The sequence below is a fragment of the Microbacterium resistens NBRC 103078 genome (genome assembly GCF_001552355.1).
Taxonomy (GTDB): Bacteria; Actinomycetota; Actinomycetes; order Actinomycetales; family Microbacteriaceae; genus Microbacterium; species Microbacterium resistens.
Genome location: NZ_BCRA01000005.1, coordinates 14,409 through 33,740, shown reverse-complemented (window position 1 = coordinate 33,740; position 19,332 = coordinate 14,409). Strand labels below are relative to the sequence as shown.

Genomic DNA, 19,332 nt, shown 5'->3' with positions numbered 1-19,332 from the left:
CCTACGCTACCGTCGCGTCCCGGCCGCTCCGCGCCGCGGCACGACCAGGGCGAGGGCGCCGGCGGCGGCCGAGAAGCCCGCGACCGTGATCAGGGAGGCGGTGAGGCCCGTGTCGGACAGGAAGTCGGGGTCGGCGGTCGCCGGCCAGGACACCAGCGCGAACGCGAACGCCGCGCTGGCCACGGCGCCGGACAGGGCGCGCACGAGCGAGTTCACGCCGTTCGCGGCGGCCACGTCCGCGGCGGGGGACGCCTCGGTGATGAGCGCGGGCATCGCGGCGAACGCGAACGCGATCCCCGCGCCGACGAGACCGGAACCGAGGACGACGAGCACCACGTCGCCGTGCGCGACGGCGCGGAAGAGGAACGCGGCCGCCATCACGGCGCATCCTCCGCACAGCGTCGCTCGCCCCCCGAACCGGGACAGCGCGCGGGCGGCGGCGGGCGCGAGCAGGATCATCAGCACCGCCGACGGCGCGAGCACCGCCCCCGCGACGACCTCCGGCAGGCCGAGCCCCATCCTCGTCTCGACCGGTCCCAGCGCCTCCTGCATGGTGAGCAGATGGTTCGCGAACATGCCGAACGTGGCGAAGAAGGAGGCGATGTTGATCTGCAGCACCGGGGCGCGCAGGGCGGCGCGCACGTCGACCACGGGGCGGGGATGCCGCCACTCCCAGGGGAACCAGATCGCGAAGCCGAGGACGGCGACGACGGCGCAGACGATTCCGGCGGCGCTCGTCAGGCCCCACGACGTTCCCTTGGAGATGAGCAGGAGGAGAGCGGTGAGCGCGACGGCGAGCAGCGCGGTGCCGAGCACGTCGAAGCGCTGCGGGCCGCCCCGGGGGCTCTCCCGTGTCGTCATGGCGATGAGCCCGCCCACGACCACGCCGGCCACGGCGGAGAACCAGAAGATCGCGGGAAGCCCGCCGGCGGCGGTGAGGACTCCGGACAGCACCAGACCCAGAGCGGACCCGATGCCCAGTGTGCCGCTCATCAGGGCGATCCCCAGCACCGCCCTGGTCCGGTCGAGGAGCGCCGCCATGAGCCCGATCCCGAGGGGGATCACGGCGTTCGCCGTCCCCTGGAGCGCCCGGCCGATCAGCACGGCCGTGAAACTCGGCACGGAGGCGGCGACGACCGAGCCGACGACGAGCAGGCCGACCGACAGCAGCAGCATCCGGCGGCGGCCGTAGAGGTCCCCGAGCCGGGTGAGGACCGGGGTGCCCAGGGTCCCGGTGAGCAGCGTGATCGTCACCAGCCAGACGGCGTCCTCGGCGGGGACGCCGAGCTCGGCCGGGACGAGCGGCAGCGCCGGCATGAGCAGGGTGAACTGGAGCGAGGCGATCATCCCGGTCAGCGCCAGGACGCCGATGGTCAGCCGCGCGGATCGTCCGTGTGCGGAACCGGCCATGCCCTGCCTCTCGGACAAGCGCTTTGTAGGGTGAGCCTACCGCGCGGCACCAAGCGGTTGCTAGGGTGGGCGCATGTCCGCACCGTCCGCACCCCCGCAGGACCCGATCGTCGTGACGAGCCCCGCGCAGGCGGAGGCCTGGAGGCGGCGGGAGTCCGCCCCGGTCGAGGAGGTCGCGGACGGCGTGTGGGCGATCCCCGTGCCGATCCCCGGGGGCGGGATCCCCGCCACGCTCAGCTATGCGCTGATCGGCGAGGACGGCGTCCACCTGATCGATCCCGGCTGGGGCGGGGAGCGGACGCGGGACACTCTCGAACGGGCCCTCCTCGCGCGCGGTCGGCGCATCGCGGACGTGCGGACGGTCGTCGTGACGCACTTCCATCCGGACCACCTCGGGGCCGCGGACGGCATCCGGCGGGAGAGCGGCGCGGCGCTGGTCCTCTCCGGGAAAGAGCGCCGCGTCCTGGCCCGTCAGACGCATCCGTCGGCCTCGGACGAGGTCGAGTACCGGAGTCGCCTGGAGGAATGGGGAGTCCCCGGCGGGCGGCGCGCGGAGCTCCTGGCGGGCTTCGACCGGCCCTCGCTCGTGGAGGACACCGAACCCGACCTGCTCGTGGCGGACGGCGACGAGCTGCGGCTGGCGGGCCGCGTCCTGGAGGTCGTGGCGACGCCCGGGCACACCGGCGGGCACGTCTGTCTGGCGGACCGGGCCGCTCGTCTGCTGTTCACGGGCGATCACGTCCTGCCGCAGATCAACTCCGGGGTCGGCATCGGCTCCCTCCCCGGTGACGAGCCGCTGGGCGATCTGCTGTCCTCGCTGGAGCGGCTCGCAGAGTTCGACGACTTCGAGGTGCTTCCCGGGCACGAGTACCGGTTCACCGGCCTCGGATCGCGTCGCCGCCAGATCGCCGCGCATCATCTCCGGCGCACCGCGGAGGTGGCGGCCGTCGCGGACGAGCTCGGCGACGCGCCGATCTGGCAGTACGCCCGGCGTCTGACCTGGACCGCGGGGTGGGACGCGCTGACCGACTTCTCCCTGCACTCGGCCCTGCAGCAGACCCAGATGCACCGCGACCTCGTGCGGAGCGGACGAGCCGACGAGCTGTTCGCCCGGTACGGGATCACTCCCGGCGGATGACCCGCCGACGGACCCGCCAGCCCGCGGGCGTCCGGACGAGCTCGTCGTCGTAGCCGCCCATCGCCGTGAGCACGGGCGTCGCGTCCGTCTCCCGGTAGTAGCGGAAGTAGGCGCGACTGCGGGCGGTGTCGCCGGAGACCTCGACGGTGATCGTCGAGACGTCGTGGCGCGTGGCGCTCCCCGGTCCCTGGATCCCCGCGGCACGGCGCTCCCGGACGCCCTCGCGCAGCGCCTCGCGTCCGGAGATGGGTCCCGCCTCCAGCGGCAGCCCCGTGGCGTGGACGAGGTCCCACACCGCGTCCGCCGTGAAGCAGTCGAGGTAGTCCTCCACGTCGCCGTGATCGGCGAGCTGGGCGATGCGCCCGAGGAGCAGCATGATCTCCTGTCGGTCGGCGACCGTGCGCAGGAGCGCGGGGTCCGTGCTCATGCGGGCCCCGCGGCCCACGCCGTGAGGCGCTCGCGGAGCAGGTCCGGGATGCGGATGGTGCTCTGGTCGGGCGAGACGGTCACGAGGGTGTTCGACGCCCTCGCCACGACGACGCCGTCGTCCACACGGGTCATCTCGTGGGTGAAGCGGAAGGAGGACGTTCCGACGTCGCCCACCCGCAGATCGATGCGGATCCGGTCGAGCAGCCGCGCTGCGGCCAGGTACTCGCACTGCGTGGCGCGGGAGACGGTCCACCACCCGTAGCGCTCCTTCAGCTCGTCCTGGCGGAGCCCCTGCAGGAAGAGGAACTCCGTCTGCACGGCCTCCATCTTCGGGAACCAGGCCGCGTAGTAGAGGATCCCGGCGGGGTCGGTGTCCGCGTAGGTGAGGCGCACCACGTGGCTGTGCAGCACGGGGCGAGCGGGCGGCGCCGGGGCGTCGGTGCGCGCCGGCGTCGTCATTGGGTCACGGTCCAGCCGCCGTCGACGGGCAGGAGGACGCCGTTGACGTATCCCGCGAGGGGCGAGAGCAGGAACAGCGTCGCCCACGCGATGTCGGACGGGGAGGCCATCCGGTGCAGCGGGATCCGCTCCAGCACCTGCCGGCCCAGCGGGCTTGCGGCGAACCCGGCGAGACGCGGCGTGTCCGTCATCCCGGGCGCGACGCCGTTGGCGCGGAACGCGTCGGCGCGATGCGCCGCGAGATGACGCACGTAGCCCATGATCCCCGCCTTCGACGCGGAGTACCAGGCGTTGTCGGTGCCGACGAGATTCCCGGCGACCGAGGTAGTGGCCACCATCGCGGGGAGCGCGTCCCCGGCCGGGAGATCGTCGGCCCAGGCGTCGGTCATCCGGCGCACGCTGCCGATGCACACCGCGAGCGCCTGGTCGAAGGGCAGAGCGCTGCTGGAGGCGGGGCCGGCGTTGTTGTGCAGGTACCGGATCCCGCCGAGCGCGGCGCGCGCGTCGGCGAAGCCGGCCCGTACCGCCTCGTCGTCGCCCACGTCGGCGACCCAGGTGTGCACGGTGCCGCCGGCATCGCGCACGGTGGCCGCGGTCTCCTCCAGGCCCGCGGGGACCAGGTCCCACAGGCTCACGGACAGCCCGAGCCGGGCCGCGTGCAGGGCCGTGGCCCGGCCGATGCCGCTTCCGGCGCCGGTGATCAGCAGGACGTCGCCGGGGGTGAACCCGAGATCGGGCGTGCTCATGATGATCCTCCTCGACCAAGCATTTGTTTGCTCTGCACCCTAGCCCCATCCGTCCGGAGGCGCCATACCGGAACGCCGCGGTCAGCGCCGGGACAGCACGAAGCCGCGGTAGCCCTCGGCGGCGACCTCCTCGGCGTGTTCGATGTAGCGGCGGAATCCGCCGATGTACGGGAGGAATCCGCGCGCCTTGCCCTCGATGTTCGCGCCGGTGTACCACGAGTCGGCGCCGGCGAACAGCGTGCCGGCCGCGACCCTGGCGGTCTCCTCCGTCCACGCCTGCGCCGCGTCCTCGCGCGCCTCGGCCGACGTGTAACCGTGCGCGAGGCAATGGTCGATGAGTCGCAGCGCGTACTCGCCCTGCTGCTCCGAGGTCAGAGCCATGTTGGCCAGGACGCTGGGCGTGCCCGGCCCGTTCAGGGGGAACAGGTTCGGGTAGCCGGGCAGCCCGATGCCGAGATGGGTCACCGGGAACCGGGTCCACTCCTCCCGCAGGACGCGTCCCTCCCGCCCGCGGATGTCGATCGCCGTGAGGGCGCCCGTCATCGCGTCGAATCCCGTCGCGAAGACGATGACGTCCAGCTCGCGCAGGCCCGACGCGGTCCGGATGCCGCTCGGCTCGATCCCCGTGATCGGATCCCTGCGGAGGTTCACGAGGTCGACGTGCGGCAGCGCGAAGGTCTCGTAGTAGCCGCTGTCCGTGCAGATGCGTTTGGTGCCGAGGGGGTGACCGGTCGGCGTGAGGTCGGCGAGGACGTCGGGATCGGACACCGTGGCGGCGAGCTTGCGCTCGAAGAAGTCCCGGGCCGCGTCGTTGACGACGGTGTCCGTCGTCACTCCGGCGAAGGCCTTGGCGAAGAGCACGCCGCCGCGCGTCCAGCTCTCCTCGAACACCTGCTCGCGCTCATCCTCGGAGGCGTCCGCGAACGGCACGGGGTGCGACGACCAGGGGGACCCTGCCGGGCTGCGCCACGAGACCGCGCGGCGATGGGCGAGCCCCTCCTGCTGACGTGCCCATTCGTCGTCGTCGATCGGTCGGTTGAACGCCGGCACGCTGTAGTTGGCCGTCCGCTGGTAGACGACGAGCTCGGCGGCCTGTTCGGCGATGATCGGCACCGCCTGGATGCCCGAGGAGCCGGTTCCGATCACGCCGACGCGGAGGCCCCGGAGATCGACCGGTTCTGTCGGCCAGGACGATGTCTGGAGCACACGCCCCGCGAAGGCGTCCCGCCCCGGGATGTCCGGCAGCAGGGGCTGCGACAGGCAGCCGCTCGCCATCACCACCCACCGCGCCCGCACCTCGAGCCCGGAGCCGGTGCGCAGGGTCCAGCGCTGGTCCGGGTCGTCCCAGACGGCCTCGATGACACGCTCCCCGAAGCGGTAGTGCCGCCGGATGTCGAACCGGTCGGCGACGTGGTTCAGGTAGCGGAGGATCTCGGGCTGCGTCGCATAGCGCTCGCTCCAGCGCCAGTCGCGCTGGAGGTCGTCGTCGAATGAGTAGGAGTAGTCGATGCTCTCTACGTCGCAGCGCGCGCCCGGGTAGCGGTTCCAGAACCACGTGCCGCCGACGTCGTCCGCCGCTTCGAGGCCGATCACGTCGAGTCCGCGGCGGCGAGCGTGCACCGTCGTGTAGAGACCGGCGAACCCGGCCCCGACGACGACGAGGTCGTGCGTGGAGATCATGCGTGCTCCTGTCGGTGCGGGGCGAAGAGGGAGCGGATGTCGGCCCACAGCATGTCCGCGGCGGCGCGAGCCGGGCCGTATCCGGGGATCGTGAGGAAGCCGTGGAACTGGTCGGGATGGTGCCGGTGGAGCACCACGCCGCCGGCCCCGCGCAGCTGCTCGGCGTAGGCGGCGCCCTCGCCGTGCAGGGGGTCGAGCCCGGCCGTGACCACGATCGCGGGTGCGACCCCTCGGAGATCCGCGGCGCCGGGGGCGATGCGCGGGTCGGCGGCGGCGCGGTCCCGCGTCGCACGATCGGCCGGATCCGCCCCGAGGTAGTGCCGCCAGTACGCGGCCAGGATCGCCGCCGTGATGAAGTACCCGTCTGCGCGGGTCCGGTACGTCTCGGAGGACATCGTCGGGTCCAGGAGCGGATACAGCAGCACCTGCCCGCGCACGCGCACCGCAGCATCTCCGCGGAGGGCGACCGCCGCGCCGGCGGCGAGGTTCCCGCCCGAGCTGTCGCCGGCCACCAGGATGCCGTGCGCGCCGTGCCCGCGCTGCACGGTCCAGCGCACGGCGGCGACCATGTCCTCCCACGCGGCGGGCGCCCGATGCTCGGGGGCCTTGCGGTATCCGACGGAGACGACGGGGCCGCCCGTGCGTCGCGCCCAGGTGCGGCACCAGCCGTCGTGTCCTTCGATGGATCCGTGCAGGAAGCCGCCGCCGTGGGCGTAGACGGTGGTCGGGACCCCCGCGATCGCATCCTCCGGGTGCGGTCGGTACAGGCGCACGGGGAGGCCGTGGCCCCCGACCTCGAGGCGGTGGTCCTCGGCGTCCGCCACGTCGTCCAGGTTGCCGGGCGGACGGATCCGCGCGTCGACCGCGGCGCGCGCCTCGAGCGGCGGAAGGGCGGCCACATCCGGGAACGTCTCGTTCAGCAGGGCGAGCAGCCGTCGCGTCTCGTCCATCCCGATCTCCTTCGATCAGCTGGGCTCATGACGGGGTGTCACGGCAATATGACTAACAGTCATAGTACATTTAGTCATATCTTTCCAGAGGGGCGGCGATGGCGATCGACGAGGACGACACGGACCTCCCGGCGACGACCTGGGCGGTGCTCGGGATCCTGTCGTTCGGGACGGAGCTGTCCGGATACGACGTGAAGCGCTGGGCGGATCAGAGCCTGGCCTTCTTCTACTGGGCGCCGTCGCAGAGCCAGATCTACACCGAGCTGCGCCGACTGGAACGGCTGGGGCTTGCCGTCTCCCGGGTCGAGCAGACGCACGCGGCCAAGTCCCGGCGGCTGTACGAGATCACCGAGGCGGGGCGCGAACGCATCGCGCACTGGGCCGACGCCGTTCCCGCCGACCCCGTGGTGCTCAAGCACTCCCACATCCTCCGCCTGTGGGCCGCCCACAACGGCGACCTCGACGGCCTTCGCCGGGCCCTCCTCGCGTACCGCGACGAGGCGCTGGTGCGGGCGGGCCGCGCGGCGGCGCATGCGGAGGGCGCGCTGCGCGAGCCGTCGTGGCGGTTCTCGTCGCTCGCGCTGGAGTGGTCCGACCGGTTCTACCGTGACGAGGCCGAGCGGATCGACTGGCTGCTGGAGCGCCTGCAGGGCATGGCGTGAGACCCGGGGCGTTTCGCCTCGCTTCGCTCGCTCAACGACCGGTGGGTCCCGGTCGTTGAGCGAGGAGCGCAGCGACGAGACGAAACGCGTCCCGGCGGTGCGGGCTCAGACTCCGAAGCCGCCGTCGACGTCGAGCTTCTGGCCGGTGATGAACCCCGCGGCCGGCGAGGCGAGGAACGCCACCGCCTCGGCGATGTCGGCGGCCGTGCCGAAGCGGCGGAGCGGGATGTTCCCGCGGGCGACCTCGAGGGCGCGTTCGTCGAGATCCCCGGAGGCCATCAGCCGTGCGGACATCCCGTCCCAGAGCATGCCGGGCCCCACGCAGTTCACGCGCACGCCGTACCGCCCCTCCTCCGCGGCGAGTCCGCGGGCGAGCGCCTCGACGCCGCCCTTGGGGGCGGCGGACAGCCCGTCCCGCACGGGGTACCGGCGGGTCGCGGCGCTTGTGACCGCCGTCAGCGATCCGGCCGATGCGCGCAGCGCGGGCAGGAAGGCGCGGGCGACCGAGAAGAACCCGACGAGGTCCTCGTCGACCTGTGTCGCGAACTGCTCCACCGTGACCGTGGAGAGATGCTTCATCGGCACGTGCGGCCCCGCGGCGTGCACGACCGTGTGCACGCCGCCGTGCTCGGCGACGAGGGTCTCGGCGAGCACGGCGGCACCGTCCGCGTCGCGGACGTCCAGGCGGTGCGCGACGGCGCGCGGGCCGAGTTCGTCGAGGAGATCGGTCGGGGCGGCGCTGCGGTGCGTGACGCAGACGGTCAGGCCGTCCGCCGCGAGGCGTCGCGCCACGGCCCGGCCGATGCCGCCGCCGCCCCCGGTGACGACGGCGACGCCGTGTCGTTCGGGGCGGGCAGGGGGATCCGGTTCGGTGGGGGTCATCGCCCGACCGTATCACCGCGCACAAGCAAGTGACCGTTCGGTCTTGCCCGGAATACTGACATGTGTTTGAATCAAGCAAGCGTTTGGTTTGCGTCTGCCCGTTCGCTCCTCCGCTCAATGATGAGAAAGGCACTTCCATGCGTATCACCCGAATCGCAGCAGTGACCGCCGGCGTCCTCGCCGCGTCGCTCACCCTCGCCGGCTGCGGCGGAGGCGGGGCGGCGGAGGGCTCGTCCGAACAGCCCGGCTCCGACGAGCCGATCACCGTCGTCGTCCTCGGCGGCATCGGCGCGGAGGGCGTCCTGGCCGACAACGCCACCACGTCCGTGACCGCCGCGAAGGCCTCCGTCGATGCGATCAACGCCGACGGCGGCATCCTCGGGCGCGAGGTCCAGATCGAGGTCGTCGACGACACCGCGGACCCGACCGTCGCCGTCACCAAGCTCCGCGAGCTGCTGGCCAGCGAGAAGCCCGTCGCGGTGATGAACTCGGGCCCCTCCACGGTCGCCGAGGCCACGATCCCGATCCTCGGTCAGAACCAGATCCTCTCGTTCAACATCGGCCCGACCGCGACGTCCGGCGACCCGTCGGTGAACCCGCTCAACTTCGATCTGTCGGCCTCCGTCCCCGACTACATCGGCTCCTTCGTCCACGAGATCGAGCAGCGCGGCTACGGGAAGGTCGCGATCCTGCACGGGTCCAGCGCGTACGGCGAGCTCTTCGGCAAGCAGTCCAAGGACGCGTACACCGAGGCCGGCATCGAGGTCACCGGGATGCAGGGCTTCGACAACGCGGCCCTCGACATGACCGCTCAGCTCGAGGCGCTGAAGGAGACGAACCCCGAGGCCCTGGTGCTGGACGCGTACGGCGCGCCCCTCGGCTACGTGCTGCAGAGCCTGGAGAAGCTCGGCTGGGACATCCCGGTCCTGGGCAACACCTCGGTGGCCGCCACCCAGCTGATCGCGACCGAGCCGCCCTCCGGCGTCCTCGGCACGGACCAGGTCAAGAACCTGACCATGCAGGTCTACACCAGCACGAAGCACGACCCGAGCGACGACAAGGTCAACGCGGCGGTCGAGACCATGATGGCCGCCGGAGACATCCGGTCCTCGCTGATCCTCGCCTACAACTACGACTCGATGTTCCTGCTCAAGGCGGCGGCGGAGTCGGCGGGCTCGCTCGAGGCCGAGGCGCTCGCCGAGGCCCTCGTGGATCCGGAGGTGCAGAAGTCGGCGGGGACCGTGATCCTCTCTCGCTACGGCTTCACCGCCGAGTCGCACACCCCGCACGTCACGCCCGAGGACTTCCTCTTCATCCCGCCGGGCAAGCTCGTCAACGGCCAGTACCAGTAACGGAGCGCGTCCGCCGACCGGCGGCCCCGGATCCTCGACCGACGATCCGGGGCCGCCGCGCAGGAAGCAGTGACGGAAGGACCCCGACCCATGACGATCATCTGGTCCGGTCTCGCCCTCGGCGCGGTCTACGCGCTCGTCGCGATCGGCTACAACATCGTCTTCCTCTCCCAGAAGACGTTCAACTTCGCCCAGGCGGCGCTGATGATGCTCGGCGCGTTCCTCGCCTACCTCGGCATCGCCGTGATGGGTCTGCCGTGGTGGCTGGTCGCGATCGGCGCCGCCCTCATCGTCGGCGGCATCGCGGCGCTCGAGGAGCGCATCGCGATCCGCCCCGTCAAGGACATGCACAACCTGCTCGTCACCACGCTCGGCGCCTCCATCATCATGGAGGGCGTCGCGCAGGTGATCTGGGGCGGCGAGCCGCGCCGGGTCCCGTTCTTCCTCGGCGATCAGGTGCTCACCGTGGCCGGCGGGCGGATGTACCCGGTGGAGATCGCGCTGGTCGTGCTGGTCGTCCTCATCGTGGTCGGGCTGACCCAATACGCCAAGCGGAGCATGAACGGCCTGGCGCTCCTCGGTATGAGCGAGGACCGCGAGGCCGCGCAGCTGCGCGGCGTGAACGTGCGCCGGTTCGCGCTCATCGCCTTCGTCTTCACCGGCGTGCTCGCCGGGTTCCTCGGCGTCTTCGTGGGGCCGAAGACCTACGCGGTCGCGACCCTCGGGGCCTCTCTCGCGCTCAAGGGCTTCGTGGTCCTCGCGATCGGCGGCTTCGGATCGCTGTGGGGGACCCTCGCCGGCGGGGTCATCGTGGGTCTCACCGAGGCCCTGGCCAGCCGGTACATCGGATCGGACTTCGCGAACCTCAGCGTCTTCCTGATCCTCATCCTCATCCTCATGGTCAAGCCGACGGGGCTGTTCACCCGTCGCAGGGAACGGGCGGTGTGACATGGCGACGTTCTGGCTGAGACTCCGGGCGGTCCCGGGGTGGATCTGGCCCCTCGCGATCGGCGCCGTGCTGCTCGTGCTGCCGTTCCTCGGCACCGGCTACGCCGTCACGCGTCAGATCGAGCTGACGCTGCTGCTCGCCCTCATCGTGTCCGGACTGAACCTCTCGCTGGGCTATGCCGGGGAGCTGGCCATGGGCCAGGTCGCGATGTACGCCGCCGGCGCGTACACGGCGGGGCTGATGAGCAAGGCGGGGATCACCGACCTGCTCCTGCAGCTCGTCGCCGGTGCGCTGGTGGCCCTCGTCGTCGGCCTGATCTCCGGCATCCCGGGGCTGCGGATGGGGAGCTGGTCGCTGGCGATGACCTCGTTCTTCCTCATCCTCCTCGTCCCCGACCTGCTGTCGATGTTCAAGGACGTCACCGGCGGACGCAACGGGCTGGCGGGGATCAAGCCGCCGACGCTGTTCGGCGAGATGGTCGATCCGCGGACCTACTACCTCGTGATCGCGGTCATCGCGATCCTCTGGTTCGCCGTGATGCGCAACCTCGTCGTCTCCCGGCACGGCACGGCGCTGCGCGTGCTCAAGCAGAGCCCGGTGCTCGCGTCCTCGATGGGCATCTCGGTGTTCCGGACCAAGCTCACCGCGTACGCGCTCGGCGCCGTGCCGGCCGGTCTCGCCGGCGTGCTCTTCGCCAACCTGGACCTGTTCATCTCCCCGGAGGCCTTCGCCTTCTCGTTCGCGATGACGGTGCTCGCCGCGTCGATCTTCGGCGGGTCCGCGAGCGTCTACGGGGCCCTGGCCGGGGCAGCCGTGCTCCAGTTCGGGATGAACCAGGCCACGAACTTCCAGCAGTTCGGCCTGATCATCTCGGGCGCCTTCCTCCTGATCGGAGGGGTCGCCTTCACCGGCGGACTGTCGGGGCTGCTGCGAGGGCTCGTCCGACGGGCGGATCGCGCGGCGAAGGCGGCGGCGGGCGTCACGGCGGCGCCCCTCGCCGCGGGGGAGATCCCTGACATGGCCGGAGCCGTGCTCGAGACCGAGCGGGTCTCGAAGGCGTTCGGCGGGAACCGGGCCCTCGCGGAGGTGAGCGTCGTGGCTCGACCGGGTGCCGTGACGGCGGTCATCGGGCCCAACGGCTCCGGCAAGACCACCCTGCTGAACATGATCTCGGGCTTCTACCGGACCGACGCCGGGACGATCCTGCTCGACGGCGAGCAGATCCAGGGGCTGCCCAGCTACCGCGTCGCCCGCAGCGGCGTGTCCCGCACGTTCCAGACCCCGAACATCCCGGAGAAGCTGACCGTCTTCGAAGCCGTCCTCGCCGGACGCTACGCCGGCGACCGGGTGAGCGTGCTCTCCTCCGTCCTGCGTCTGCCGCGCTACCGCAGGGTGGACCGTGCGGACCGCGACGGCGCCGAGCGCGCCCTGGCCCTCGTGGGACTGGACGGGCAGCGCGACGAACTGGCCGACTCGCTCCCGCTCGGCCAGCGCCGGCTGCTCGAGGTGGCACGGAGCCTGGCCGCCTCCCCGAAGGTGCTGCTGCTGGACGAGGTGGCGTCGGGCCTGGACGAGGACGAGCTGGAGGTCCTGGAGGGCCTGATCGTCCGACTCCGCGCGGCGGGCATGACCGTCGTGCTCGTGGAGCACAACTTCCAACTGGTGCTGCGCCTGGCCGACGACATCTACGTGCTCGCGCAGGGCACGGTGATGGCGCACGGCTCCCCGGAGCAGATCGAGAGCAACCCGCGCGTGATGGAGGAGTACCTCGGGGTCTCCGTCGAGCACGATGCGGCCGTCACGGCAGGAGAGGGCGATGACTGACGACGTGCTGCTGGAGGTCTCGAACCTGCAGACGGGATACGGCGATCTGCGGGTTGTCCGGGACGTGTCGCTGACCGTCCGCGCGGGCCAGATCACCGTGCTGCTCGGCCGCAACGGAGCGGGCAAGACCACGACGCTGCGCGCGATCTCCGGCCTCAACCGCACCGCCGGCGGCACGGTCCGCTACCTCGGCGTGCCGCTGGAGGACGCTCCGCACAAGCGTGTCGCCCGGGGGATCTCCTACGTCCAGGAGGGCAAGCGCGTCTTCCACGAGCTCACCGTGGAGCAGAACCTCCTCCTCGGCGGGTTCTCCCGGCGCGTCGGGAAGCGTGCGCTGATCGACACGCTGCCGGAGATCTACGACCTGTTCCCGATCCTCGCCGCCAAACGGGCGCTCGCCGCGGCCAGCATGTCCGGAGGGCAGCAGCAGATGCTCGCGATCGGGCAGGCGCTGATGGCCCGCCCGAAGCTGCTGATCCTGGACGAGCCGAGCCAGGGGCTCGCGCCCGTCATCGTCAAGGAGGTGATGGAGCGCGTGCACGCTCTGAAGCAGACCGGTCTCGGGATCCTCCTCGTCGAGCAGGCGGTCCAGGACTCCGTCGCCATCGCCGACGAGGTGAGCGTGATCGAGATGGGCCGGACGGTGCTGTCCGGGGCGGCCTCGACGGTCACGCTGGAGGAGCTGCAGAAGGCCTACTTCGGCGCCGCTGCCTGACCGCCGGTCGTCGACCGACCGAGACGGGGCCTGCCCAGGTCCGGCCCAGGGCTCGCGCCCTCCCGCGGCGATCCCGCGCCCCCGCGGTGATCGCGCGTTCCTGCGGTGATCGCACGCCCCGCGGTGATCCGCGTCCCGGCGGCGGTCCTCGTCGAATCCGTCCGCGTGGGCAGGGGATCTCCGCAGATGCGGGGGAGGTGCGGGGAGGGGAGAGGGAGGGGCGGGCCGCCTAGCGAGGGGCGTCGGCGGCGACGCCCCGGAACACCAGGATCCGCCCCGAACGGACGACGGCGGCCTCCTCCGGAACCCACGTGTCCGCCGTCGCCACGAACAGGTCGGTGCCGTCGTCCCCGCCGATCGCGACGGCGTAGGGATCCGGCACCGCCACGCGCCCGACGATCCGGCCGTCCGCGGAGACCCGCAGCACCTCGGCGTCGAACGGGCAGGCCACCCACAGCGTCCCGTGCCGGTCCGCCGCGATGCCGTCCGGCCACTGTCCCGTGAACGCGATGAGCGTCCGTCGGCCGCGGAGCGAACCGTCCGCTGAGACGTCGAAGGCCGTCAACCGCCCCGGCTCGCTCCGGGTCTCGGCGACGACGAGCGTGCGCCCCTCGTCGAGCAGGGCCATGCCGTTGGGGAAGAACAGCTCGTCGGCCACGGCGCGCACGGATCCGTCGACGTCCACGAGGGCGAGGGCGGCGGGAGCGATCGGCTCACCGGGCGGGGCGCCGTCGCCGTAGTTGCCGACGTAGGCGCGCCCGCGGGCGTCGGTGAGCAGGTCGTTCAGGTGCCAGGTCGCGACGCGGCCGAGATCGGCGTGGACCACCGGCGGCGCCCCCGGTGTGCGGAGGTCGACACGGTGGACGCGACGATCCTCCTGGGACGAGACGAGGAGCGTCTCCTCGTCGAGGAATCCCAGCCCGGACGGGCGGCCCGGCACGTGCGCGACGACCTCCAGCGTCCCCGCCCGCCAGCGCAGCACCTGGTGGGAGTGGACGTCCGAGAAGTACAGGGCGTCGTGATGCCAGCGGGGCCCCTCCGGGAAGGCGAGCCCCGAGACGACGACCTCTCCGGGAACGCGAGCCGCGGTCATGCCGCACCCCGGTCGCGCAGATCGGTCTCGGCGGACTCGCACCCCGCGACGATCTCCCGGACGCGTCCCTTCGCGACCTTGCCGCCCGCCGCACGGGGGAGCTCGTCGAGGACCACGAGACGCTCCGGGAACAGGTGCTTCGACACGCCGCGCGCGGTCAGCGCGTCGACGAGCCCGGCGAGCGTGAGCGGTGCACGCAGCGTGACGGCCACGCCGATGCGCTCGCCGAAGAGAGGATCCGGGACCGGCACCGCGGAGGCCATGACGACCGACGGGTGGGCCTCGACGACCTCCTCCACCTCGATCGCGGAGATGTTCTTCCCTCCGCGGATGATGAGATCCGTCGTGCGGCCGACCACGCGGAGGTACCCCTCCTCGTCCACCTCGACGAGGTCCGGCATCATCAGATGGCCGTCATGGAACAGCTCGGCGTCGGCCGCGGGGTCGCCGTAGTATCCGAGGCAGATCGTCGGTCCGGTCACCCCGGGCCGCCCCGGTCCTCCGGTGTCGGTGATGTCGCGCCCTGCGTCGTCGTACAGCCGCATGTCCACGTGCGGGAACACCCGGCCGGCCGTGCGCAGCCGCCGCTCCTGCGAGTCCCGCAGGGTGGTGGCGCTGATGGCGCCGGACTCGTTGGAGCCGTAGAACTGGAGGACGGCCGCCCCCACACGGTCCTCGAACTGGGCGGCCCGTTCCGCGGACACCGCCTCGCCACCGGTGAACATGGCGCGCAGCGCCAGCGGTCCCACGCGGTCGAGGGAGGGCGCATCGAGCATCATCTTGAACTGGGTGGCCACGCAGGCGAGGATCGTGACCCGGTGCCGATCGAGCAGGCGGATCATCTCGTCCGCGTCGAAGCGCTCCATGAGCACCGTGGTCATCCCGAGCATGGCCGGGGCGTAATGGGCCGTCCACAGCCCGAACCCGAACGGCCCGGGCACGGCGCCGAGCATCACGTCGTCCTCCGTGAAGTCGGCGGCGGCGAACGCGAGCTCGCTGAAGTGCAGCCAGCGGTTCGCGAACTGCGTGACGAGCTTGGGCCGGCCCGTCGTCCCGGACGTCGAGTTGAGCATGGACAGGTCGTTGGGGCCGAGAGCGCGGCGGCGCGTCTCGGCGAGGTCCGCCCGGATCGGCTCCTCCTCGCGGTAGCCGTCCGCCGCCGCGCGCACGACGCGCACGGGCCCGGCGGCGTCCACCTCCACGAGCAGGTCCACCGCCGCGCCGTCCGCACGGAGCTCCTCCAGGTGCTCCCGCGCGCTCCGTCCGCGGTGCGAGGGGCGCATCACCAGGACGCGGGCGCCGGACGCCGTCATCAGGTGATGGATCTCGGACCGGCCGGACCGGGCGTCCATGCCCACGGCGACGGTGCCGCTGCGCTCGGCGGCGCAGAGCGCGACGTGGAACTCCGTGCCGTCGGGCAGGAGCATCCCGAACCGGGCGCCCCGGGGGAGCAGGGCGGTCAGCACGCGGGCGAGGTCGTCGACCTGTGCGTCGTACTCCGCCCACGTCAGCGCGACGTCCCCGACGAGGTACGCGATCCGGTCCGGGACGCGCGCCGCCTGTGCGGCCACGTGGTCGGCGACGCTCCGGTCGCCCCACCACCCCCGGCGGGTGAACTCGGCGACGGTCTCGGCGTCGACGGTCGTCACGGCGGTCATTCCGACTCCATTTCCTCGTGGATGACGCCCATGGCCTGGCGGTAGCCGGCGTCCAGCGCGTCGACGTCCTCATAGGGCGCGCCCAGTTGGGCGCGCAGCAGCACGTGCCCGCGGTCGATCGCCCGGCGCAGGGCGCCGATGGCGGGGTCGAACAGCACCACGGCCGCGCCCTGCGCGGCGATGGCCCGGACGGTGTCCACGAGCTGACCGACGATCTGCGGGGCCAGCCCCGTGGTCATCTCGTCCAGGATCAGGCAGCGCGGCTCCCCCATGAGGGCCCGGCTGACCACGAGCATCTGCTGCTCGCCGCCGGACAGGACCCCCGCGAGGCGCCCCTGGCGCTCACGGAGCACCGGGAAGCGGTCGAGCGCGGCGTCCACCGCGGCGCGGCCGAGGCCGAGGATCTCCGCGGACACGAGCAGGTTGTCCCGCACGGTGAGCTTGGGGAAGAGCTGGCGCCCCTGCGGGACGATCGCGAGACCGGCCCTGGCTCGCTGGATGGGGCTTCGCCCGGAGAGGTCCTCGTCGCCGAGCCGGATCCCGCCGGTCGCGGCCACCGAGCCGTACAGCCCCAGGGCGAGGCTCGACTTGCCCGCGCCGTTCGGCCCCACCACCGCCGTGACCGTGCCCGCCGGGGCGTGCAGCGACGCGTTCTCGACCGCGGTCGCCTTCCCGTAGGAGACGTGCAGTCCGTCGACCACGAGATCCGCGCTCATGCGGCCTCCTCCCCGCCCGTGCCGAAGTACACCCGCTGCATCTCCGCGCTCGCCAGGCATTCGGCCGGCGTGCCGGAGAAGACCCGTCGTCCCTGGGCGAGCAGCATCACCCGGTCGGCCAGGGACGTGAGCAGATCCACGTTGTGATCGACCAGGATCACGGTGTGGCCGCGCTGCTGCACCTGCCGGATGGCGTCGATGATCCCGGCCACGGAGCCGGCGTCGGCCCCCGCGAACGGCTCGTCCAGCAGCATGACCAGGGGGTCCTGCGCCAGGGCCCTGGCCACCTCCACGAGGCGCTGCTCGCCGAGGGAGAGGTTCGCGCACATCTGGTCCAGGTGGGGCACGCCCAGCTCCTCGGCGACCGCGAGCGTGCGATCCGTCTCCTCGCGCCGGTGGCGGACGCCGTCGGTCACCACGCCCCAGACCATGCGCCACGTCGAGGCGAACCGGTGCGCGGCCGCCCCGACGAGGAGGTTTTCCTGGACGGTGAGGTCGAGGGCGAGGTGCGGATGCTGGAACGTGCGGGCCAGTCCGCGGCGGGCGCGGGAGGCGGGCGGACCGGCCAGACGCGCGCCGTCGAGCGTGAGCGTCCCGCGATCGGCGCCCTGGATCCCGGTGATGAGGTCCACGAGGGTCGTCTTGCCCGCGCCGTTGGGGCCGACCAGCCCCAGGATCTCGCCGCGTGCGACGGAGAAGGACACGTCCTCGAGGGCGACGAGCCCGCCGTAGGCCTTGGACAGCCCGTCTCCGGACAGGATCGGATCAGGCGACATCGGAGCCTCCTCGTGCGCGTCGGGAGCGGATCCCCGCGAGGAGCCGCCGGGCGTAGCCGAGCAGGCCCGCCGGGGCGACGAGCAGGATCAGCAGCACGCCGATCGCGAGCACGAGCTGCCCCGACCCCTCGAACCCCGGCATGTTCAGGGTCAGCTGGACCACGATGATCGCGCCGACCGCACAGCCCCAGGCGCTTCCCTGCCCGCCGATCAGGGGGATGAAGATCGCCATGAACACGATCGACAGGGTGAAGGTCTCCGGGGTGATGCTGAGCACGAAGCTCGCGAAGAGGGCGCCGGCGAGCGAGGCGACGGCGGCGCCGACGGCGAGCGCGACGGTCGTCAGCGTGGTGGTGCGGACCCCGGCGGCCTCGACGGCGGACGGGACGTCGCGCATCGTGCGGACGATCACGCCCCAGGACCCGGTGCGCACGCGCTCGACGAGGACGGTGACGACGATCACCAGGAGGAGCGCGCCGGCCACCAGCAGCGGGCGCGGCGGCTCCCAGCCGAACAGGACCGGTGCCGGGATCCCGCCGATCCCGCCGGATCCGCCGGTGAGCTCCTTCGCCTCGATGAGCCACGGCTCGAACGCGAGGCTGAACAGCAGGGTGACCGCCGCGAGGTAGAAGCCGCTGAGGCGCCGGGTGAGCAGGCTCAGTATCGTGGCCACGAGCGCGGACACCGCCGGGCCCAGCACCCATCCGAGGATGACCGGCAGGTCCGTCTTCGTGGCGATGATCGCCACGGCGTAGCCGCCGATCGCGGCGTACGCGGCGTACGCCATGGACAGCGACCCGGCCAGCACGAACGGGATGTACATCCCGAGCGCGATGAGCGCGTAGACCGCCACGAGCACGAGGAGGTCCTGTTTGAACCCGCTCCCACCGGCCCAGGCGAGCAGGAGACCGGCACCGAGCACGGCGAGCGCGGGAGGCAGCAGTCGCCGCCAGCGTGCACCGCCGTCGGGGACGGTGCGGGGAGAGGCGGTCTCGCGGACGGCGAGCGAACGGTCGGTCATAGCCTCACCTTCGTCGCGAACATGCCCTGCGGTCGCAGAGCGAAGAACAGCAGCGCGATGACGAGCACCATCGTCGTCGGGCCGAGGCTCCCGAAGTAGAACGGCGCGAAGACCTGGATCGCCCCGAGCAGGAGGCCGCCCACCAGCGGCGCCCAGGTGCGTCCCGTCCCGCCGAGGACCAGGGCGAGGAATCCCACCAGCGTCCAGGACAGACCGCTGGTGAACCCGACGCCGCTCTTGGGCGCGTACAGGATCCCGGCGATCCCGGCGATGAGGCCGGCCAGCAGGAACGCGATCAGGCGGATGCGTCCGACCGGGAGGCCCAGCAGTCGCGCGGCGTCCCGGTTGTCGCCGACGGCGCGCAGCAGGCGGCCGGTCCGGCTCTGGCGCATCCAGATCGAGACGAGGACGAAGACGGCCGCGGTGACGGCGATCAGCAGCACGCTGCTGCCGGGGACGTGCACGGGGCCGAGCTGCCACGGCCCGAACGGTGCGATGTTCTGCCCGGGGAGGGCGCGGCGCCCGAAGACCGTGCCGGCGCCCTGCTGGACGATGAAGAGCACCGCGGTGACGGCGACCAGGGCGGGGAGCTCGCCCCGCCCCGACCGCCGCTGCACGGGGCGCACGACGAGGAGCTCCGTCAGGGCGCTCAGCGCCATCGCCGCGAGCAGCCCCACGAGCACGCCCAGCCACACCGGCAGGTCCACCTCGATGACGAACCAGGAGGCGCCCAGCGCCGCCGTCATCGCGTACGGGCCGATCGCGAAGTTGAAGAAGCCGGCGCCGATCAGGGTGAGCTGGTAGGCGAGGGCGATCAGCCCGAAGAAGCTGCCGATCTCCAGGACGGAGAGCCAGAGCTGCGGATCGGTCAT

19 protein-coding genes are annotated in these 19,332 nt (G+C 72.2%); 6 read left to right on the top strand and 13 right to left on the bottom strand.

Going from position 1 to position 19,332, the window contains the following annotated elements:
- Positions 1-6: 6 nt before the first annotated feature.
- Complete coding sequence (locus tag MR1_RS00870) at positions 7-1,410, bottom strand: MFS transporter (protein WP_067242500.1); 1,404 nt, start codon at positions 1,408-1,410, stop codon at positions 7-9.
- A 73-nt stretch (positions 1,411-1,483) separates the two neighbouring features.
- Here MR1_RS00870 and MR1_RS00865 point away from each other — a divergent pair, with 73 nt between their 5' ends.
- On the top strand, positions 1,484-2,548 hold the full coding sequence (locus MR1_RS00865; RefSeq protein WP_067242496.1) for an MBL fold metallo-hydrolase: 1,065 nt from the start codon (positions 1,484-1,486) through the stop codon (positions 2,546-2,548).
- Here the strand turns inward: MR1_RS00865 and MR1_RS00860 are convergent.
- The 5 genes from MR1_RS00860 to MR1_RS00840 all read right to left on the bottom strand — a co-directional run bounded on the left by MR1_RS00860 (position 2,532) and on the right by MR1_RS00840 (position 6,812).
- Positions 2,532-2,975: a nuclear transport factor 2 family protein gene (locus MR1_RS00860; RefSeq protein WP_157517845.1), complete on the bottom strand. Its 444-nt coding sequence runs from the start codon at positions 2,973-2,975 to the stop codon at positions 2,532-2,534. The two genes, MR1_RS00865 and MR1_RS00860, sit on opposite strands and share 17 nt — an antisense overlap.
- Entirely contained in the window at positions 2,972-3,436 is a 465-nt protein-coding gene (locus MR1_RS00855) for an acyl-CoA thioesterase (protein WP_067242489.1), read from the bottom strand. Before MR1_RS00855 ends, MR1_RS00860 begins: the two co-directional genes overlap by 4 nt.
- Positions 3,433-4,182 carry an SDR family NAD(P)-dependent oxidoreductase gene (locus tag MR1_RS00850; protein WP_067242486.1) on the bottom strand — a complete coding sequence of 250 codons (750 nt, stop codon included), beginning with the start codon at positions 4,180-4,182 and terminating at the stop codon, positions 3,433-3,435. Before MR1_RS00850 ends, MR1_RS00855 begins: the two co-directional genes overlap by 4 nt.
- Before the next feature lie 81 nt (positions 4,183-4,263).
- Positions 4,264-5,862 (bottom strand): flavin-containing monooxygenase, encoded by a 1,599-nt coding sequence (locus MR1_RS00845; RefSeq protein WP_067242483.1) that lies wholly within the window; start codon positions 5,860-5,862, stop codon positions 4,264-4,266.
- Positions 5,859-6,812: an alpha/beta hydrolase gene (locus tag MR1_RS00840; protein ID WP_067242480.1), complete on the bottom strand. Its 954-nt coding sequence runs from the start codon at positions 6,810-6,812 to the stop codon at positions 5,859-5,861. Before MR1_RS00840 ends, MR1_RS00845 begins: the two co-directional genes overlap by 4 nt.
- 98 nt (positions 6,813-6,910) lie before the next feature.
- Between MR1_RS00840 and MR1_RS00835 the strand changes: the two genes are divergently transcribed.
- Positions 6,911-7,474, top strand: coding sequence for a PadR family transcriptional regulator (locus MR1_RS00835; RefSeq protein ID WP_067242478.1), 564 nt, complete (start codon positions 6,911-6,913; stop codon positions 7,472-7,474).
- 105 nt (positions 7,475-7,579) lie between these two features.
- On the opposite strand, the gene MR1_RS00830 is transcribed toward MR1_RS00835, so the two are convergent.
- Positions 7,580-8,356: an SDR family NAD(P)-dependent oxidoreductase gene (locus MR1_RS00830; RefSeq protein WP_067242475.1), complete on the bottom strand. Its 777-nt coding sequence runs from the start codon at positions 8,354-8,356 to the stop codon at positions 7,580-7,582.
- Positions 8,357-8,493: 137 nt separating this feature from the next.
- Here MR1_RS00830 and MR1_RS00825 point away from each other — a divergent pair, with 137 nt between their 5' ends.
- From MR1_RS00825 to MR1_RS00810, 4 genes are all read left to right on the top strand, one after another.
- Positions 8,494-9,708: an ABC transporter substrate-binding protein gene (locus tag MR1_RS00825; RefSeq protein WP_067242472.1), complete on the top strand. Its 1,215-nt coding sequence runs from the start codon at positions 8,494-8,496 to the stop codon at positions 9,706-9,708.
- Between the two features lie 90 nt (positions 9,709-9,798).
- Positions 9,799-10,656, top strand: a complete 858-nt coding sequence (locus tag MR1_RS00820) for a branched-chain amino acid ABC transporter permease (protein ID WP_067242470.1) — start codon at positions 9,799-9,801, stop codon at positions 10,654-10,656.
- 1 nt (position 10,657) lies between these two features.
- Positions 10,658-12,481, top strand: a complete 1,824-nt coding sequence (locus MR1_RS00815) for a branched-chain amino acid ABC transporter ATP-binding protein/permease (protein ID WP_067242467.1) — start codon at positions 10,658-10,660, stop codon at positions 12,479-12,481.
- A complete protein-coding gene (locus tag MR1_RS00810; protein ID WP_067242464.1) occupies positions 12,474-13,196 on the top strand; it encodes an ABC transporter ATP-binding protein in 723 nt (240 codons plus the stop codon). The genes MR1_RS00815 and MR1_RS00810 overlap by 8 nt, the downstream gene beginning before the upstream one ends.
- Positions 13,197-13,425: 229 nt before the next feature.
- Here MR1_RS00810 and MR1_RS00805 read toward each other — a convergent pair whose 3' ends face one another.
- The 6 genes from MR1_RS00805 to MR1_RS00780 are packed head-to-tail and all read right to left on the bottom strand — an operon-like array spanning position 13,426 to position 19,332.
- On the bottom strand, positions 13,426-14,289 hold the full coding sequence (locus MR1_RS00805) for an SMP-30/gluconolactonase/LRE family protein (protein WP_067242460.1): 864 nt from the start codon (positions 14,287-14,289) through the stop codon (positions 13,426-13,428).
- Positions 14,286-15,947 (bottom strand): class I adenylate-forming enzyme family protein, encoded by a 1,662-nt coding sequence (locus MR1_RS00800; protein ID WP_084344256.1) that lies wholly within the window; start codon positions 15,945-15,947, stop codon positions 14,286-14,288. The genes MR1_RS00805 and MR1_RS00800 overlap by 4 nt, the downstream gene beginning before the upstream one ends.
- Positions 15,944-16,663: an ATP-binding cassette domain-containing protein gene (locus tag MR1_RS00795; protein WP_067242456.1), complete on the bottom strand. Its 720-nt coding sequence runs from the start codon at positions 16,661-16,663 to the stop codon at positions 15,944-15,946. The genes MR1_RS00800 and MR1_RS00795 overlap by 4 nt, the downstream gene beginning before the upstream one ends.
- Positions 16,660-17,439: an ABC transporter ATP-binding protein gene (locus MR1_RS00790; protein ID WP_067242452.1), complete on the bottom strand. Its 780-nt coding sequence runs from the start codon at positions 17,437-17,439 to the stop codon at positions 16,660-16,662. The genes MR1_RS00795 and MR1_RS00790 overlap by 4 nt, the downstream gene beginning before the upstream one ends.
- Positions 17,429-18,460: a branched-chain amino acid ABC transporter permease gene (locus MR1_RS00785; protein WP_084344255.1), complete on the bottom strand. Its 1,032-nt coding sequence runs from the start codon at positions 18,458-18,460 to the stop codon at positions 17,429-17,431. The genes MR1_RS00790 and MR1_RS00785 overlap by 11 nt, the downstream gene beginning before the upstream one ends.
- Positions 18,457-19,332, bottom strand: coding sequence for a branched-chain amino acid ABC transporter permease (locus tag MR1_RS00780; protein ID WP_067242448.1), 876 nt, complete (start codon positions 19,330-19,332; stop codon positions 18,457-18,459). Before MR1_RS00780 ends, MR1_RS00785 begins: the two co-directional genes overlap by 4 nt.

What these genes read in the sequence shown, in the direction of transcription:
- MR1_RS00835 (WP_067242478.1), top strand. Translation starts at nt 6,911, where the DNA reads ATGGCGATCGACGAGGACGACACGGACCTCCCGGCGACGACCTGGGCG.
- MR1_RS00780 (WP_067242448.1), bottom strand. Translation starts at nt 19,332, where the DNA reads ATGACCGATCCGCAGCTCTGGCTCTCCGTCCTGGAGATCGGCAGCTTC.
- MR1_RS00825 (WP_067242472.1), top strand. Translation starts at nt 8,494, where the DNA reads ATGCGTATCACCCGAATCGCAGCAGTGACCGCCGGCGTCCTCGCCGCG.
- MR1_RS00860 (WP_157517845.1), bottom strand. Translation starts at nt 2,975, where the DNA reads ATGAGCACGGACCCCGCGCTCCTGCGCACGGTCGCCGACCGACAGGAG.
- MR1_RS00820 (WP_067242470.1), top strand. Translation starts at nt 9,799, where the DNA reads ATGACGATCATCTGGTCCGGTCTCGCCCTCGGCGCGGTCTACGCGCTC.
- MR1_RS00870 (WP_067242500.1), bottom strand. Translation starts at nt 1,410, where the DNA reads ATGGCCGGTTCCGCACACGGACGATCCGCGCGGCTGACCATCGGCGTC.
- MR1_RS00850 (WP_067242486.1), bottom strand. Translation starts at nt 4,182, where the DNA reads ATGAGCACGCCCGATCTCGGGTTCACCCCCGGCGACGTCCTGCTGATC.
- MR1_RS00805 (WP_067242460.1), bottom strand. Translation starts at nt 14,289, where the DNA reads ATGACCGCGGCTCGCGTTCCCGGAGAGGTCGTCGTCTCGGGGCTCGCC.
- MR1_RS00800 (WP_084344256.1), bottom strand. Translation starts at nt 15,947, where the DNA reads ATGACCGCCGTGACGACCGTCGACGCCGAGACCGTCGCCGAGTTCACC.
- MR1_RS00785 (WP_084344255.1), bottom strand. Translation starts at nt 18,460, where the DNA reads ATGACCGACCGTTCGCTCGCCGTCCGCGAGACCGCCTCTCCCCGCACC.
- MR1_RS00845 (WP_067242483.1), bottom strand. Translation starts at nt 5,862, where the DNA reads ATGATCTCCACGCACGACCTCGTCGTCGTCGGGGCCGGGTTCGCCGGT.
- MR1_RS00815 (WP_067242467.1), top strand. Translation starts at nt 10,658, where the DNA reads ATGGCGACGTTCTGGCTGAGACTCCGGGCGGTCCCGGGGTGGATCTGG.
- MR1_RS00865 (WP_067242496.1), top strand. Translation starts at nt 1,484, where the DNA reads ATGTCCGCACCGTCCGCACCCCCGCAGGACCCGATCGTCGTGACGAGC.
- MR1_RS00830 (WP_067242475.1), bottom strand. Translation starts at nt 8,356, where the DNA reads ATGACCCCCACCGAACCGGATCCCCCTGCCCGCCCCGAACGACACGGC.
- MR1_RS00795 (WP_067242456.1), bottom strand. Translation starts at nt 16,663, where the DNA reads ATGAGCGCGGATCTCGTGGTCGACGGACTGCACGTCTCCTACGGGAAG.
- MR1_RS00810 (WP_067242464.1), top strand. Translation starts at nt 12,474, where the DNA reads ATGACTGACGACGTGCTGCTGGAGGTCTCGAACCTGCAGACGGGATAC.
- MR1_RS00855 (WP_067242489.1), bottom strand. Translation starts at nt 3,436, where the DNA reads ATGACGACGCCGGCGCGCACCGACGCCCCGGCGCCGCCCGCTCGCCCC.
- MR1_RS00790 (WP_067242452.1), bottom strand. Translation starts at nt 17,439, where the DNA reads ATGTCGCCTGATCCGATCCTGTCCGGAGACGGGCTGTCCAAGGCCTAC.
- MR1_RS00840 (WP_067242480.1), bottom strand. Translation starts at nt 6,812, where the DNA reads ATGGACGAGACGCGACGGCTGCTCGCCCTGCTGAACGAGACGTTCCCG.